The 15335-nt window shown below is 58.5% G+C and carries 10 protein-coding genes; 3 read left to right on the forward strand and 7 right to left on the reverse strand.

Annotated elements, in window-relative coordinates; translation table 11 throughout:
• Positions 1-83 precede the first annotated feature (83 nt).
• A complete protein-coding gene (locus K307_RS08495; protein WP_042877566.1) occupies positions 84-3500 on the reverse strand; it encodes an adenylate/guanylate cyclase domain-containing protein in 3417 nt (1138 codons plus the stop codon).
• 773 nt (positions 3501-4273) lie between these two features.
• Positions 4274-5086: an NYN domain-containing protein gene (locus tag K307_RS08500; protein WP_042877567.1), complete on the reverse strand. Its 813-nt coding sequence runs from the start codon at positions 5084-5086 to the stop codon at positions 4274-4276.
• 1095 nt (positions 5087-6181) lie between these two features.
• Between K307_RS08500 and K307_RS45920 the strand changes: the two genes are divergently transcribed.
• The 3 genes from K307_RS45920 to K307_RS47665 all read left to right on the forward strand — a co-directional run bounded on the left by K307_RS45920 (position 6182) and on the right by K307_RS47665 (position 7829).
• The gene (locus tag K307_RS45920; RefSeq protein WP_080744959.1) at positions 6182-6850 is read left to right on the forward strand and encodes a TonB family protein; all 669 of its coding nucleotides are present in this window, start codon (positions 6182-6184) and stop codon (positions 6848-6850) included.
• A 114-nt stretch (positions 6851-6964) separates the two neighbouring features.
• Positions 6965-7129: a transposase gene (locus tag K307_RS45925; protein WP_080744960.1), complete on the forward strand. Its 165-nt coding sequence runs from the start codon at positions 6965-6967 to the stop codon at positions 7127-7129.
• A gap of 157 nt (positions 7130-7286) precedes the next feature.
• Complete coding sequence (locus K307_RS47665; RefSeq protein ID WP_155301107.1) at positions 7287-7829, forward strand: hypothetical protein; 543 nt, start codon at positions 7287-7289, stop codon at positions 7827-7829.
• Positions 7830-8767: 938 nt separating this feature from the next.
• Here the strand turns inward: K307_RS47665 and K307_RS47670 are convergent.
• From K307_RS47670 to K307_RS08520, 5 genes are all read right to left on the reverse strand, one after another.
• Complete coding sequence (locus K307_RS47670) at positions 8768-9139, reverse strand: hypothetical protein (protein WP_155301108.1); 372 nt, start codon at positions 9137-9139, stop codon at positions 8768-8770.
• Between the two features lie 461 nt (positions 9140-9600).
• Positions 9601-12057: a hypothetical protein gene (locus tag K307_RS08510; protein WP_042877569.1), complete on the reverse strand. Its 2457-nt coding sequence runs from the start codon at positions 12055-12057 to the stop codon at positions 9601-9603.
• Between the two features lie 687 nt (positions 12058-12744).
• Positions 12745-13668: a DASS family sodium-coupled anion symporter gene (locus tag K307_RS08515; protein WP_268989186.1), complete on the reverse strand. Its 924-nt coding sequence runs from the start codon at positions 13666-13668 to the stop codon at positions 12745-12747.
• Entirely contained in the window at positions 13665-14117 is a 453-nt protein-coding gene (locus K307_RS50320; protein WP_268989187.1) for an anion permease, read from the reverse strand. Before K307_RS50320 ends, K307_RS08515 begins: the two co-directional genes overlap by 4 nt.
• Positions 14118-14171: 54 nt before the next feature.
• Positions 14172-15119 (reverse strand): lactate/malate family dehydrogenase, encoded by a 948-nt coding sequence (locus K307_RS08520; RefSeq protein WP_042877570.1) that lies wholly within the window; start codon positions 15117-15119, stop codon positions 14172-14174.
• Between the last annotated feature and the right edge of the window lie 216 nt (positions 15120-15335).

Here is a 15335-nt window from a genome sequence, read left to right on the forward strand (position 1 = left end):
GCCGGGGGAAATGGGTGGGAACGCTGCTCGAGCGCACAGTGTATTCGATAGCGTGGAAGCGGAAAACGCGATCCGCCCCATCGTTAACGGTCCGCGACGACGACATCCTGCATATCCGCGCTGTCGTAACCCTCGGTGATTGCGCCCCGGATCCCCGCCAGCAGCTGCCTGGCCGGCTCGGTGTTGCCTTGTTGTCGCCAGAGCTGCGCCAGACATAGGGCTGCCCGCAACTCAAACGACCTGGCATTCTGCTGGCGGGCTACCGCGATCGCGTTGCGAAAACACGCCTCGGCTTCTGCATCACCGCCAGACCTGAGGTCGTCGGGGCGCGAACTTTGAAGTATCAGTTCACCCTTGATCCGATGCCACTCCGCATCGCAATAGTGTTCTCCGGTCCTTTCCACCGCGTGCTTCGCCTCGGCGAGCGCGCTCAGGCCTGACTCGATCTGTCCCATGCGTCCATAGGCCTGGGCCAACAGTTCCTGGAAGTGCGAACGCCCCAGCGCTGCCCCCGTGGCGTGATAGGCGGCCAGTCCCTGATGCATCTGCGCGATGCCTTCCTGGTGCTGTCCCTGCTCGGCCAGCGCCCATCCGCGAAGGACGGTCGTCCACGCCAGCCAGAGCGGGAAGCCTTGTTCGGTCGAGAGCGCGATGGCGGCCTCGGCGTACTCTTGCGTCAGTCTGGGATCACGGCGGAACTGGTGCAGCTCCGCCCCCAGGCAGAGGGTATGCGCCAGGCTGAAGGGGTGGGACAGCTTCCGGGCCAGCGCGAGGGCAGCCTGGGCGTTCTTGCTGGCCTGGTCAGGATAGCCTAGAGTCCACAGGACCAGGGCCGAAATGGATAGCGCACGTACCTCCGGATCCACGCCGTGAACATTAAGGTGGTCGTGATGCGGATCTTTGCCGTAGAGCACGAGGGCATCCCCCAGATGGGCATCCGCAGCCCTGAACTTTCCCGAGTAATACAACGACGTTCCCAGCGAGACATGCGCCTCCCCCAATAACTCCGGGTCTTTCGCGTTCTCGGCCAGCCGAAGAAGTTGCTTCCCTAGCTTGTATGCCTTCGCATGTTCTGCTCGCAGAGAGAAATAGGTGCGCAATCCCGCTTGCGTTGGAAAGAGCTGCGGTGTTTCCCCGACCTGGCCGCACAATGCCAGGGCACGGCTGTAAGTTGCCTCCACCTCGGACGAAGCAAATCCTCTGGCGGCAATCAACGCAGGCCCGATGGCAAGTCGCAAACTGAGTTCCTGGCGTGCGCGTTCGGGGGTATCGGGCTGGCCCTTGAGCAATGCCAGGGCTGCATTCAGTTGACGGATCGCTTCCTGATAGGCGGAGCGCTGAATGGCCTGCTGTCCCGTGCGCTGAAGGTACTCCACGGCTTTCGGATCATTTCCGCTAAGACTGTAGTGCCGTGCCAGTTCGCTGTAGTAATCCTTCAGCTGATGGTGGAAGAGGGCCTCGATCGCATGGGCCGTGCGTTCATGCAGCGCGGTGCGTTGTTCGGTGAGCAGCGAGCTGCCGGCGACTTCCTGGGTCAGTGCATGCTTGAACGTGTATTCCGTGTCGGGGAAAGCGGGCCGCTCGTAGATGAATCCGGCTGCCTCCAGCTGGGTCAGGAGATGGCGCAATTGGTCATCAGGCTGCGCGACAACCCGCTGGATCAGACTGTAAGGAAACTCCTTGCCTATCACGGCAAGGCTCTGCAACAAGTCCTTCTCCGCACGGGGAAGCCGGTCGATGCGGGCGGCCAGTACGCCTTGTACCGTGGTCGGGATATGCAGCGCCGTGGGGGTCGTCTCGATGCGGTAATGGCCTGGCTCGCCGCGCAGGGCCTTTTCCTCGATCAAGGTCTGCACCACTTCCTCCATGAAAAAGGGATTGCCCTCCGTCTTTTCCATGATGAGCGTCTTGAGAGGCATGAGCGTGGGATCATCTCCAAGCAGTGCGGCGAGCAGTTGCCGGGCCTCGACCTGGCCCAGCGGATCCAGCCGGAGCTTCGTGTAGTAGTTTTTTTCACTCCAGCCATGCTGGTACTCGGGCCGGTAATTCAGCAGCAGCAGAATCCTAGCGCCCGGCAGGTGGTCAATGAGCACATCCAGGAATGCCTCGGTTTCGTTGTCCAGCCATTGCAAATCTTCGAACAGGAGTTCGAGCGGCTGATTGTGGCTTTCGCGGACCAGCAGGCGCGTGATCGCCTCGAACGTGCGCTGGCGCCGGATCTGCGCGTCCATGTTTGGCAACGCCGAATTCGGGTCGGCGATGCCAAGCAGATGGAGCAGATAGGGTAAGAGGTCTTCCAGCATGCGGTCGAGCATCAGCACCCTGCCTGCAACCTTTTCCCGGCACTTCCGTTCATCGTCCTGTACCTCGATCTGGAAGTAGTTCTTCACCAGTTCGATCAGCGGCAAATAGGCAAAGGACTTGCCGTGCGAGACGGAGAAGGTCTCCAGGACCATGCAGCCGTGCTGTGACAGCACCTTGAACTCGTGGAACAGTCGGGACTTTCCGACGCCGGCTTCGCCGACCACCCCAACAATCTGCCCGCTTCCCGCCCTGGCCCGGTCCAGGGCTTCATGTAAATGCGCCAGCTCGTCCTGACGCCCGACGAATTGCGCCAGGCCGCGACGCTGCGCCACTTGCAGGCGCGTGCGCAACACCCCCGGGCGCAGCACCTCGTACACTGCAAGGGGTTCCGGAATGCCTTTTACCTGGGTCGCCCCGAGGGCCTTGAAGTCGAAATACCCATCGGTCAGCCTGCGGATCGACTCGCTGACAAGAATCGATGAAGGCGTGGCAATGCTTTCCATCCGTGAGGCGATATGTATCGTGTGTCCCACCGGATCGTAGTCCGTGTGCAGGTCGTCCCTGCGGATGGAACGTACCACCACCTCTCCGGTGTGGATGCCCACCCGGATCTGAAGCGGTATGCCTTGCTCCAGACGGATGCGGTCACTGTGACGGCGCATGGCTTCCTGCATCCGCAGCGCCGCATACAGGGCTCGCTGTGGATGATCTTCGTGGGCGATGGGGGCGCCGAACAGGGCCAGTATGCCGTCTCCCAGGGATTTGGCGACATAGCCCTCATAGTGGTGCACGGCCTCCATCATCAGGGCCATGACGGGGTCGATCAGATGGCGTGCCTCTTCGGGATCCAGATCGTGGATCAGGGCCGTGGAGCCGGCCATGTCGGCGAACAGGGCCGTAATGGTCTTGCGTTCCCCCGCGGTTGATCCCCTGGCCTCCATGGCAGCCTGCTCGGCCAGGATGCGCTCGACCAGGTGGCGTGGCGTGTAGTCGATGGGGGCGGGAGCGCTCGGCTGGGTGCCGCCGGATGCCTCTTCGGTGGAGGTGGCGAAGGATGCGCCGCATTCGGTACAAAACTTGTCCGCGGAACCCGATTCATGGCCACAGTTCGGGCAGCGCCGCGAAAGCCTTGTCCCGCAATCCTTGCAGAATTTGGCTCCGTCGGGATTGTCGGAGCCGCAGTTTGTGCAGCGCATATAGCTTCTTCACTTCCGGCCTTTGTCTGAACGATTAAACGCCTTCTGCACTGGGGTATCAATGGCCGGCGCGGGGCCGGCGCGTCTTGTCGCGATCTGGGCGCATCGGCGGCCCGGTTCGTGCAGCAGCAAGCTGGTCCGACGCTCGCTTGCGCCGCGATCCTCCGGAATCCCATCGATTAGCACGATCTTCATCACGGTTGATAACGACTCTGCGGATGAGGACATTGCGCGATCTGGGCGTGAACCACGTGGCGTTCAACCTCAAGCCATCACAGCGTGATGCCGGGGAAGTGCTGGAGGAACTCGCTGCGTATGTCCTGCCGGAATTCCCGCGGATTCCGCCAGGTTCAGGATCGCCAGCCGACAGGACCGGGGCCGAGGCCTGAGCCGTCGGCATTGTCGCCGCAGGCAGCGGGCAGCCAGTGCTGTCGAAATCTCCGCCAACTTCCGTAAGTAGATCCGAACACGCGGTGCCGGCAAGCGCCAGCCACCGGCACTTCGCGACAAACTGCAACGGATGGATATGCGGTGCGAGCCGCAGGCTCGCCGCTCCGGCGCAAGCTTTCCAGTTGAAACCCCAAAGTCGGCCCCTGCGAATGCACCAATGCGAAGTGGTCGCGAGCAGGGCGGTTGGCTGTCGACCCTTCAGAGACGGTCGGACTCGCCTCACTGAACGGCCGGTCTGTGGCGCAATGCTGACTTCCAAGGGCTGGCCGAGCTGGAGGCTGCGGAAGGGTTGCAGTATCTAGCTGCAACCCCTTGTCAGGCCACTATCTCAGTCGTACCAGATGGTCCTTCTCACCTTTCTTAATTTCGACGACCGCGTCCAATGCCTTGAGCATTTCGCTGAAGCTGGTGAAGCCGTGATCCTTGGGGGAGAAGGTCGGGTCCAGGCGCTTGATCATGGGCCACACGCTAGCCTTGTGGACCCAGGTATCTCCCTTCGATTCCGCCAGCAGGCGAATTGCACGCCGGAGCATGTCTGCGGCAGGACCCTGCGAGAGCAGAGCAGTATTCTCTGCAGCCAAAGGTTTCCCTTCCTCAACCGGTTCTACCAGGCTGTCGTAGTATCGGAATTCGTGGCAGGACTTTGCCCAGTGCCTGTTCGTATTCTTGCGATTGCCAATGCCGATAAGGGTGCGACCCGCGGCTTTGATCTTCTGCGCGACAGGCATAAAATCGCTGTCGCCACCGATGATGATGACTGTGCCGATATGGCTGAATCGGCTGATGTCCTCTGCAGCGTCCAAGCATAGTTTGATGTCAGCACCGTTCTTGGCCGACGCGCCTGGCGGGAAGAGTTGGATGAGTTCCACTGAGCTTTGCAGCAGTGCATCCCGGTATCTGCCAAAGAACTGCCAATTGCAATACGCTCTGTTGATGGCGACAGTCCCAAATGAGGAACAGAGTTCAACAAGAGCTTGAACGTCGATCAACGCCTCCTGTGCCTTGAAGCGGTTGTCTTGTTTGGAATAGGTTCCTTCCCCGTACTTTCCCTCGATGAGTCCGGCGTGAAGATTCTCAAAGTCCCAGTAGATCGCTACGGAACGGCCAGTTCCGTTTTCGTCGTCGTTCAACCTCATTTCCTCCGGTGTTGAGAGATTCTCGGTATGCTATCCGATATCCGGGCGTCGGCCGGAGCCGTCCGCCTAGTTGGGATACGAACGAGGCCCCGAGGGATGCTAGGTCTCGAATCTGCGGACCTACGTCCTGGCCGGGAGCTGACAAGGTTCTGGCCATAGTTTCTATATGGAGAATTCTTGGTTCATCGCCGACGGCGGGTGACTGAGGGTCGCAGAACGACTCATTCCCGCCATCAGTTAGTTTCTGCGAATGTCACCACCGCGCTCCCCTTCATTCAACATGCTCCTCGTATTTATTGAGTTGCTTCATGATAGATCGATTGTCCTTATACCGTCTTTTGAGCGCGGCGAGGCGCTTGTCTGTACCCGAACAGTAAATGTCCAGGCTGTCAGCAATGAAGTTTCACGTTCCCATCGTAATTGGCCATGCATCTCTGTTGCGTGCTGGCAACGTGTGTTGGAATGAGACGGGGCAGGCGCGCGCTCCTCCATCGGAAATGGCGCACCTGATGTGTAGACTCTGGGAAAAGAGTCTGTTGGTCTCGCTAGGGAGGTATAGCGATGCTGATTGTAACGGTCCTGGTCATTGCGCTCGTCCTCCGCGCCCTCATCCTGCATGCGCAGGTCTCGCGTATTGCGCTAATTCGCTGCGAAATGAATGGTGCGCTCAGCTACGAGGTGCGAAGGCGTGTCTGCATGGAGGCAATCCCCTCGCATGTTTCGGAATACCCTGTGCCCAGGGAGGTGCGTGTTCGTGTAATTCGGCTTGTCGGCGTTGTGCTCTGGCGAAATGAAGTCAGCATCGCCCTACCTGCCGAGGCCTGCGGGCAACTCGGGGATATCTCCGCCCAGGATTATGATGGCCGCTTCCCCCCGTGGCTCCAGCTTGGTCGGGATGGTAGGCGAGTACAAGCTCACGCCTGACCAGAACCCAGGCTAGGCGCATTTGGGCGGAGTTAGCTGAACAGTATGGGCACCAGCGAGACCAAGGGTGTCAGCATGGAGTTCATGGCGCCACGCACGCTTTGATGACGCTGGCAGTTCTCCGAAAGCCGTGGCGTTGATTTCGCGTAAAGAGACTACGCAAGATAATATATGACGAAACAGCGTTATCTACATTCTATATTTATTTCTGTTTTATCAGTTCTGATAACTGGTTGCGCACAAGTCGAGAAACAACGGTCTGAGCCAAGCTCTCCCACAATTATGCAGGGGCAAAGTGTTCCTCATCTATCTCCAAAATTAGAGGCCGGATGCTTATTGCCTGCAGCGGAATTCATTGACTCGACTGAAGGTGGGAGTATCAAAATGAATGTCCAGGTCTCCGAAGAAGGGGAACCTATAGCAGTCAAGATCACCAAGCCTTCTGGCCGTGGAGACCGCGACAAGGCATTCATGAAGGCGGTACAAGCATGTAGGTTTAATCCGGCAAAGGCAGGACAAAAAAATATTAGTGAACAATATGAGCTTATTTTTAGCTGGACGGCCGGGCAGAAGTTTGTAGGAGCTTCCCGCTGCTTCCCCCCAGAATACCCGAGGTTAGCGCTGCGCCGCGAAGAAGAAGGATTGTTTCATGTCTACTTCAGGCGATCTGCTGCGAATACCCCATTCGAATATAGGGTCAAATCGACAAGTTCATCTACTATTCTCAAAGAGTCAGCACGTGCGGCCGTGGAAGGCTGTCTTAACCATCCTGAAGTTGCGTCAGAACTTGAAATTGGTGTGTGGTATTCTGCGCCTTTTCGTTGGAAGCTTCTCAATTGATTTAACTTGAAGTTTGACATTGACGCCAAATCGTGCAAGCTAACGCGGAATTGCCGCTCAAATATACAGAGACAATGATGCAGCGTATCGATTCATTGTCTGGACGGGTAATGTATGGAAGACCGCATTGCCACGGTTGAGCCAGTGTTCGGCAACCTACCTTATGATAAAAAACTGGATCGGTTCACCTTGCGCGGACAAAACAAGGCCGATACGAACGCTGACTGCCTGGTACTCAATATTGAGAAGCTGGCGGCGCACCACAGGTATGGGCGTTAGAATGCCCGGGGAGGTCGGCACAATCTTGCCAACTTGTCCTGAATCCCCGACACTTGGATGAATCAACCACTGCAAAGCCATGACCATGCGCGGCCCTTGGTTGCGTCATTTCGACGTCCGGAATTCGGGCTTTTGCACAACCTCGTTAGAGGTGCTCATGTCCACCACTGAGTTCGCACCCGAGTACACAACAGCAGAGCGAACGCGCTTTATAGCGCTAGATATTGTCCTTGTATCGCTGCTATTCGTTCCTTGCCAGCTATGGTTTTTCCCTTGGCTTCGTGAGTTCTCTGCGTCGGCTCATTGTCGCTATGTCTTTGGCATCAAAGGGACGAGCGTCTTCTTCTTCGGCCTTTTCGTTGGCCTCCCTTTGCATGCCGCAATGATTGTGATGGCACTTATCGGCCGTCGTGGATACAAGGTACTGCGTGATGGGCAGGTTCCCCCAAAAGGTGAAAAGGTATTTCGCCCCACAGCGATTCACAGGGGAGTAAGGGCCAAGTTTTCGGGTTGGGCGCAGTTTCTGTCATCGGCACCCTTACTAGCTCTGGCAGTCTGGGGAGGCCCTCAAGCGCAGGCATTAATCGCGCAAGCCGATCGGGTGACAGCAAAGTGTGCATCTAACACGCTCATCGAGCGGACAGTTGCCGGCAAGCCGGCGCCTGCCGCTTATGTGTCTTTGGCACACCGGCCAGCGTAGCGCTAAAACATATGCTCTCACTCCTTATCATCAGCTACGGTTTCGGACTCACTTGTATTGCAGGGATCATTTTTGCCGTCGCACTGTTGGCAAAAGCATGTAACAGCTTGCCTGCGAAAGCGAAAATCACCAGGGTAGTTGGACTATTTTGCGTAATTGGTGCTACTGTGTTCGCAGCAGATTGGGCCTGGCTTATCATTAGGACATGTAAGCAGCTCGTGTTTGAAGACGGCGGGCCTGGGCCGTTTGGGCTCTTGGCGTTTCCATTTTGGGCATGCATTGCCGTTACACCAGCCCTTGTAGCGACGTGGATCTTCACATGGATCGCCAAGAAGCTGCGAGCGACGGAGTGATAGATGGTGCGCGAAAATTAAATGTTTTATAACTCATCAATGGACTGGGAGATCTCATTCACCCACTTTTCCCGATCCGCAATGATTTCAGTCCATATTGTTTGCGTGGTTGGCGCCGCGCTGGGCGCGCTGGCCGACCCTCAGGCCACTACCGAGTTTGGTACTGAAATGGCAGTACAAGGATAATGTCTGTTATCTCTGTACTCGCGTTTCGGAACCTCCCGGGGTCGTGAGAGGCGAACTATGGCGCCGGGCGGTGGGCACCCAATTCGGTTCGTAGACTGCGACGGCCGGTAACGGCAAGGTGCAGCCCATGGACGCGCACACCACAAAGTACACCGTATGGACAAGCGGGACAGGAGCTAGACCTCCCCGACAGGCCGTTGCCGACCCTTATCTGCCTTTTGGAAAGTCGGAAAGATGCCATTCAACGCCTGAATTAAGCCGAGCCGCGAAGCGGCTTCGGCTTGAATGATGGGATGAACTCCCCACTGTCTTTTCGCGCTACAAATCTAACGCTGTAAATAACTGGGTTGTACAAGCACCGCGCAGCGATGCTTGTACAGGTCAGAGTTAATGAATTTTTTAGGTGCAAACATTTTTTCTTATCCACCAGGCAATAGGAATCGAGAGAATCAATGCAGCGCCTTGAAGCAGAGGCGCCATTAATACTGCAATAGCTCCCTGTGGATCAGCGTGCCAAAAAATAACGTCTGTCAGAAATAGAATGCCGCCAATCGATACGATGACTGCAACGACATACCAATGATTAGACGCAGTGCCCTTGCGCTGCAAAAAAAATAATGTTGCAAACATGAATGCATAAGGAGAAATCAGCCAGGCAGAAAAACACACAAATGCACCAATGCTGGTAGGCTTAAGCGCACTGACAAATAAAACGGTTGTGCACGTAGCCGCCGCTACCGCGAGCAAACTAAAAGTACCGATCCATTTCATGGCTTGCGACCTGTTCCAATGGCACCTAACGTGTTAGCTCAGGGCACACCAGCGCGCGCCTTACGCGCGTACTGTTGCGAAAAGTGACCGAGCTCGCGCACTAGCCAAGATTTCGTGCGTTTTGCGATCATAAGTCGATGTTACACCGCTTCCATGAGAGCTCTTTCAGGCCGTCGTATATGGAGGGATGACCCACCGGTGGAGTTTGCGCTGTCTGTCTCGATATGGCGCGGTATATCCAAAGTCAGTGGCCGCCCATCCGCGCATGGTACCCAGATCGAACGACGGTCGCCTGTGCGACACCGAACGCGATTCCCTAGGTTGGCAAGACGCAGGTCCGGCGGTCCTGTGACCGTCCGGTTTTCGCGTGCGCCGTGCTAAGGCGCACACCCATCACGGACGTTCGGCTGCAGTGGAGGTAACCCTCCTGTCACCACGAAAAACGGTGCATACGGCTGCTCTCAGAGATCGCTCAATCGAATGATGCGACTGCTCGCGCCGCGGAAGGTCAGGGCGATCAATCGGTCCTGGTCGATAATCAATCGGTCAATGCGTGACGTATCAAGGCCAAAACCATTGTTGTTGAATCCCGTTGGAATGAAATCTTTTATGTAGCGCCTGATCCGGCGGTCCCGGAGATCGTATACGAACAGGTCTCTGCCGTAACCAACATAGAGCGTTTGCCCACGCAGCATGGGTACCGGGACACGTGAAGGCGTTACCGGCAGACCAAGGATCGTTTGAGCGGCACCGGACGGGAGGCTGACAAGCTTGATCAACTGCCCCCGCAGGGTGGGTTCGCGGATCAAAATGTTGTTGCCGTCCACGGAGCCGGCGCGCTCCAAGGCGTTGCCCAGGTCACGTACCGGCGGCAGGGGTTTCCCTCCGGCTCGCGGGTAAAACATATACTCCGCGTTGGTGCCCATTCTCCTTCGCACGACCAGATAATCGCGGGTCACTGCGACGAAATTCGCCTCTGTAGCCACCGTCCGATCGACGGTGACGATGGCGTCATCGCCCGGCTCGCCTTTCACGTAGGTCATATCCGGCGCTTCTGTCAACTTCAGCGTGACCGGATCAAGGTCGGCACAAGCATCGTTCAAGGAATCAAGGCTGCCACAGGACAGGAGTCTGCCTCGCGCAACGTACAGCTTGCCGATTGATTCGACCTGTACGCGCTTGGTCACCTTGAGCGTATTGGGATCGATGACGAGGAAGTTCGGGCGGCCCTTCTGTTCGTACCGATATGACACAGAAGCGTAAATATGCTTCTCGTCGGCAGCGATGGATGCGATGCTGTCCTGGTACTCATGGTCGTCGGGCGCGATCGGAACCGATGCGAGCTCGTCGAGCGTATTGCGGTCGAACACGCCCAAGGTCGTCCCGCCTTCGCAGCTCGTGGTCCCGCATCCGTAGCGTCCAACGTAAAGCCTGTCACCGGAAAAATAGAACAGGTCCGAAAAGAAGCCGAATTCTATGGTTTTGGTGATCGCCTTTGTTAGCGGCACCCCGTCTTCGAAAACCTGCCCGAAATTGGTTTCGCGTTCTGCTTCGGTGAGCTCGTTGGTCGTCTCGCCGCCGATGACCCGCGCCTTGAGACGAGCCTCATCCAGCGCAAGCGCGACACTTTGCTCTGGCTTCGCAGCCTGCACCATTTCGAGAACTCGCACGGCTTCCGGACTCTGGTCCAGGGTCTGGCTCAGCCAGAGCCCATATTGCCTGAGCGCGGGAAGCACGGTCGCCGGAATGGACGTGCCCCTGGCGTAAGCCTCGATGCCCGCTTGCTTGCATAGGCCGATTGCGGCGTACAGGTCTTTCTTGTCTTCCCACTGCGTCTCGGCTTGCCGGCACTGCTGCACGACCCTTGCCTGCTGCCAACGTCCGTCGCGAATGGCATCGGCGTTGATTTGATACGTGTCCATCGGCCAGGTGGAATTCAGGCCCATGGAAACGGGTTGATGCGCAGCCAGGAGGATGTTTCCCTTGATGGCAATGGTCGAGGCGGAAATAGGCAGATGCGCGACTTCCTTGCCCGTGTCCATGTCGAAGACGACGATGCCTACATCATCGCTGGCGGACTTGTCGGACGCGGTGGTGAACATCAGTCCGTTGTGGAGCGCCATGGAATAGAAGAGCGCATACCGGCGCATGCTGTGCGTGATCGAGAACGATTTCAGGTCCAGCACATGCATCTCACCGCAATTCGCAATCAGCACAGCTCTTTCGTGATCGTCTTGCTCGATAGTGGGCTGACAGTTGGCGTTGATCTTCTCCAGCGGCGGTGGAATTTCGATGCGTCCAAGCTCTCTGAGTTGGCGATCGAAGACCACTAGTTCATTCTTTCCGTTTCCCGGGGAGGCTGTATAGACGTGGCCGTTTCGAATGCTGATCAGTTGGGCGCCCGGCAACTCGGTCTCCCGAATCAGCTTGAGTGAGGGCAACTCCAGGATAGCGACGGCCTGCTCGTTGTATGTCCTCTCACCCTGAAACAGCACGAGTCTGTCTCCGTCTATGAAGGCCTCCCGAACCACTTTGGCCAGACGTATGCGCTTCAGCACTACACCGGTCTTCCGGTCGATCACCTCAATGGGGAAGGACGCGGATTGGAACGTGTGGGATACGATGTACCGGCTATCCTGGGCAATGAGTGTCGGGTCCCGCTTTCCGGACACCAGGTTGCTCCAGCGCCCGTTCGCAAAGTCGAACTGGACGATGCTTTGGGTGTTGCCGTTCTCGTCGTAGTGCGAATAGACGAGGTCGCCATCAATTGGGGGAAGTATCGAGGGGTGGCCTCTTCCTATCGGTGCGGGATGGGTAGCCAGGACGTTGAGCCGCGCGAACGCAGCATCGCCGATATCTTGCGGAAACGCTGATGCGATCGCCATGCCCCCGAACAAGGCCGCCAGCAACTGTCTCATGCTCCTCCCTGCGTGAATCAGCATTTCAATAAGGCATGCATGGACCGAACTTGGTCGGAAGCCGTCAATCTATTGCCTCGTGCACTGATGAGATACCTGCCGGAGTGGACGGGGATCGCGATCTCACCCCGGGGTGCACGTCGAGTCGTGATGGAAGCAATCAGCGATTACGCATCTCGGTATCAAGTTAAAGGCTGAACGAGAACTTAGCATCGCGAGAGATTCAGGTCGCGCATCGCGAAGAGGGGTGTGTTGCGATCCGCCAACGCAGACGCGTCCCGAAGGCGGAGCCTTCGACCGACCGCTTCTGCCGGGAACGGACGGTGGTCAGCTTGTAGCCAGTTGGCCGCTCCTGGCCGGGGGCGGTTATTGGGGCTGGCGGCCGCTTCTCGGCCGATCTATTCAGGATTCGATCCCTTCGTCTACGTCGAGGACTCGGTCGCGAACTGGCTCAACGAAGCTACCACGAATCAGCCCCGACTGGTTGCGAGTACATCATTGAAACACCCTTAAATGTGACAGAGGCGTAGACACTATGGCGGATGTCGATTCAGTGACCATCGTCCAGCATTGAATCTGCGGGGCGGGTGTTTGCCCCGCCTTTACGGGCCCCCGAGGCACCCCCCCCGGACCCCGGGGGTTTCCTTTTGGCGTTCAATGGCGATAGCCGTAGTGCCTATTCCAACTTCAAACGTGCCCGAGGAACTTCCACCAGAGCGGGCCGACGACCAGCCAGACAACCATGTAGATGAGGCTCATCAGGAGGCCAGCCTTCCACCATTCTCCCTGGGTGACATAGCCGGCGCCGAACATGACCGGACCGGAGCCGATGCCATATTGGGTCAGGCAACCGTTGACGTTGCTCAGGACGCCGAGTGCGACCGCTGCGGTGAATGACGGGATGTCGGCAGCGACCATAAGCGCCATGGAAAGGGGGAAGAGGGCGCTGATATGTGCCGTGGCGCTAGCGAAGAAGTAGTGAACGTAGCAGTAGATCGCCGCCACCATCATATAGACAGCCAGCCTCGGGAAACCCTCTAGGTGTGCCCCGAACTCCTTGCCGAACCAGGAGACCATGCCGTACTCATTGAGTTTGGAGGCCAGCATGATCAGCAGGCCGATCCAGATCATGGTGTCCCAGGCGGATTTCTCGTTAAGGGCGTCCTGCCAGGTCAGCACGCCGGTGATGAACAGCAACGAGACGCCGATGGCCGCCGCCAGCGTCGCTCCGACGCTCAGGTCCTCACCGAAAATCCAGAGCACCAGCAAGCCAAGGAAGATTGCCGCCATGATGATCTCCTTGGCGGAGATCCGGCCCATGGCAACGAGCTCTCTCTGGGCCAGGGCCGTCGCATCGGGTGTCTGGCGAATCTGCGGGTGGGCAATCCACAGCATGGCGAATGGAATGATGGCCAGGCACAGCAAACCGGGGACAGATGCGGCCACCGCCCAGTCGAGCCAGCTGATCGAGACGCCTTGGTCTGCGGCAAGCTTGACCGAGAGGCGATTACCCGCCATCGCCGTGACGAACATGCCCGCGGTGATGATGTTCGCGCGGAAGGCGCAGAGGATCAGATAGCGCCCCACCTTGCCGCGGGGATTCCGGGTCATCGGCATAGTCCATACCCCAGTCCGAGGGTTCGCTTACCCAACAGCCGCATGAACAGGAGTGCGATGCGGCGCCCCAGGCCGGTCTTGATCACGCCCCGGGAGATGAAGAAGGCGAGCATCACCAGCCAGACGAGGCCCGTGCCCGTGGATTTGGTGACGTCGGCAAAGGACACGACGCCAACGAGCACGCCCACCGTCGCGCCGATAATGGCCACCGCCGACATCGGCAGAGGGGCGGTCATGATGCCGGCAATGGTGGCGACGAACACGGCGAACATGTGCCACGCCTTCGCCTCAAGGCCGGCCGGCGGCGGCAGGAACCAGAGCACGATGCCGATGCCCAGCGGGACGAGAAATTTCCAGAGATTCCTGAGATGCCCTACCGGTGGTGCCGGTTTCGTCGCGGTTGCGCTAGTGGGTGGCGGAGCCTTGGCGGGTGATACATCCATGATTGACCTCCTGGCGGCGGCGTTGTTCGTTTTGTCCGGTGCGTGCGCAATGTCCTACCGGTCCCGGAGCACGCTGTCGGTTGCCTCCTTGACGATGCGCGCACTGCGCCGCAGGGCCTCGCGCTCGGTGGGGTTGAGTTCCGGATAAGCCAGTAACTGCGCTCCGCGGCCATTGACCACCATCGGCAGCGACAAACATACCTCGGGTACGCCTTCGACTTCGGCATGCACGATGCCGACCGTGAGAACGAGGTCGGTGTTGTGCACGATGGCCTGGCAAATTCGCCCGATCGCACTGGCGATCCCATAGTGGGTGGCGCCCTTGCCTTCCTTGATGAGCTTGGCAGCCTCGTGCACGGAGCGCAGGATCAGATCGCGGCTGGCGGGGCCCAGCTCCTTGCCGCTCCTGGCCAGGAACGTTTCGAGGGGCATGCCGGAGACCGTCGCGCCGGACCAGTCGATCAACGCGGATTCGCCGTGTTCGCCGAGAACGTAGGCGTGAATCCCAGGCGCCACGACGCCCAGCCGCTCGGAGAGCAGCGATCGCAGTCGCCCGGTGTCGAGGGAAGTGCCGGTGCTGATGACGCGCTCCCTCCCGCACCGCAGGCGGTCAAAAACGACACCGGCCAACACATCGCAAGGGTTGGCCGCGATGACGTAAATTGCATCCGGGGCCAATGGTGCAGTGCGATCCACGATCTCCGCCGCGATGCCCGCATTGGTTTTGGCCAGGTCCAGACGAGTCTGCCCTGGCTTCACACCGACGCCGGCGGTGATCACGATGATGTCCGCGCCGCGCGCGTTCTCGTAATCACCGGCATAGAAGCGGTTGTGTCCCCAGAATGCTGCAGCGTGGGCGAGGTCCAGCACTTGCCCTTCGGCCCGCACTCGCGCGACATCGATGATGACGATCTCCGCGCTCGGAATGGACACGGACGCAAACAGGGCCGCCGACCCGCCAACCAGTCCTGCGCCGACGATGACGATCTTGGGTTGCCGCATAGCATGCCTCCGTCGTGCCTGGATAATCGGATACCTGAACCAGGCGCCAGTCCGTGCGCGAGCCAACTGAAAGGCGGTGCGAAACCCACGCGGGCAGGCGGATAACTTCCGTATGATGGTTTATATGACCTTTTCGGCAGAAGTGCCAGTGTGGCGCCGGCGCCGCGACACGGCAGAGTGCAACCTACGAGGCCCGTGGTGGCGTCTGGACTAAAC

The organism is Cupriavidus necator A5-1 (assembly GCF_000744095.1).
GTDB lineage: Bacteria > Pseudomonadota > Gammaproteobacteria > Burkholderiales > Burkholderiaceae > Cupriavidus > Cupriavidus necator_A.

Excerpts from the sequence above, each read along its gene's own strand:
- K307_RS08495 (WP_042877566.1), bottom strand. The coding sequence starts at position 3,500 with ATGCGCTGCACAAACTGCGGCTCCGACAATCCCGACGGAGCCAAATTC.
- K307_RS08500 (WP_042877567.1), bottom strand. The coding sequence starts at position 5,086 with ATGAGGTTGAACGACGACGAAAACGGAACTGGCCGTTCCGTAGCGATC.
- K307_RS45920 (WP_080744959.1), top strand. The coding sequence starts at position 6,182 with ATGACGAAACAGCGTTATCTACATTCTATATTTATTTCTGTTTTATCA.
- K307_RS45925 (WP_080744960.1), top strand. The coding sequence starts at position 6,965 with ATGGAAGACCGCATTGCCACGGTTGAGCCAGTGTTCGGCAACCTACCT.
- K307_RS47665 (WP_155301107.1), top strand. The coding sequence starts at position 7,287 with ATGTCCACCACTGAGTTCGCACCCGAGTACACAACAGCAGAGCGAACG.
- K307_RS47670 (WP_155301108.1), bottom strand. The coding sequence starts at position 9,139 with ATGAAATGGATCGGTACTTTTAGTTTGCTCGCGGTAGCGGCGGCTACG.
- K307_RS08510 (WP_042877569.1), bottom strand. The coding sequence starts at position 12,057 with ATGAGACAGTTGCTGGCGGCCTTGTTCGGGGGCATGGCGATCGCATCA.
- K307_RS08515 (WP_268989186.1), bottom strand. The coding sequence starts at position 13,668 with ATGACCCGGAATCCCCGCGGCAAGGTGGGGCGCTATCTGATCCTCTGC.
- K307_RS50320 (WP_268989187.1), bottom strand. The coding sequence starts at position 14,117 with ATGGATGTATCACCCGCCAAGGCTCCGCCACCCACTAGCGCAACCGCG.
- K307_RS08520 (WP_042877570.1), bottom strand. The coding sequence starts at position 15,119 with ATGCGGCAACCCAAGATCGTCATCGTCGGCGCAGGACTGGTTGGCGGG.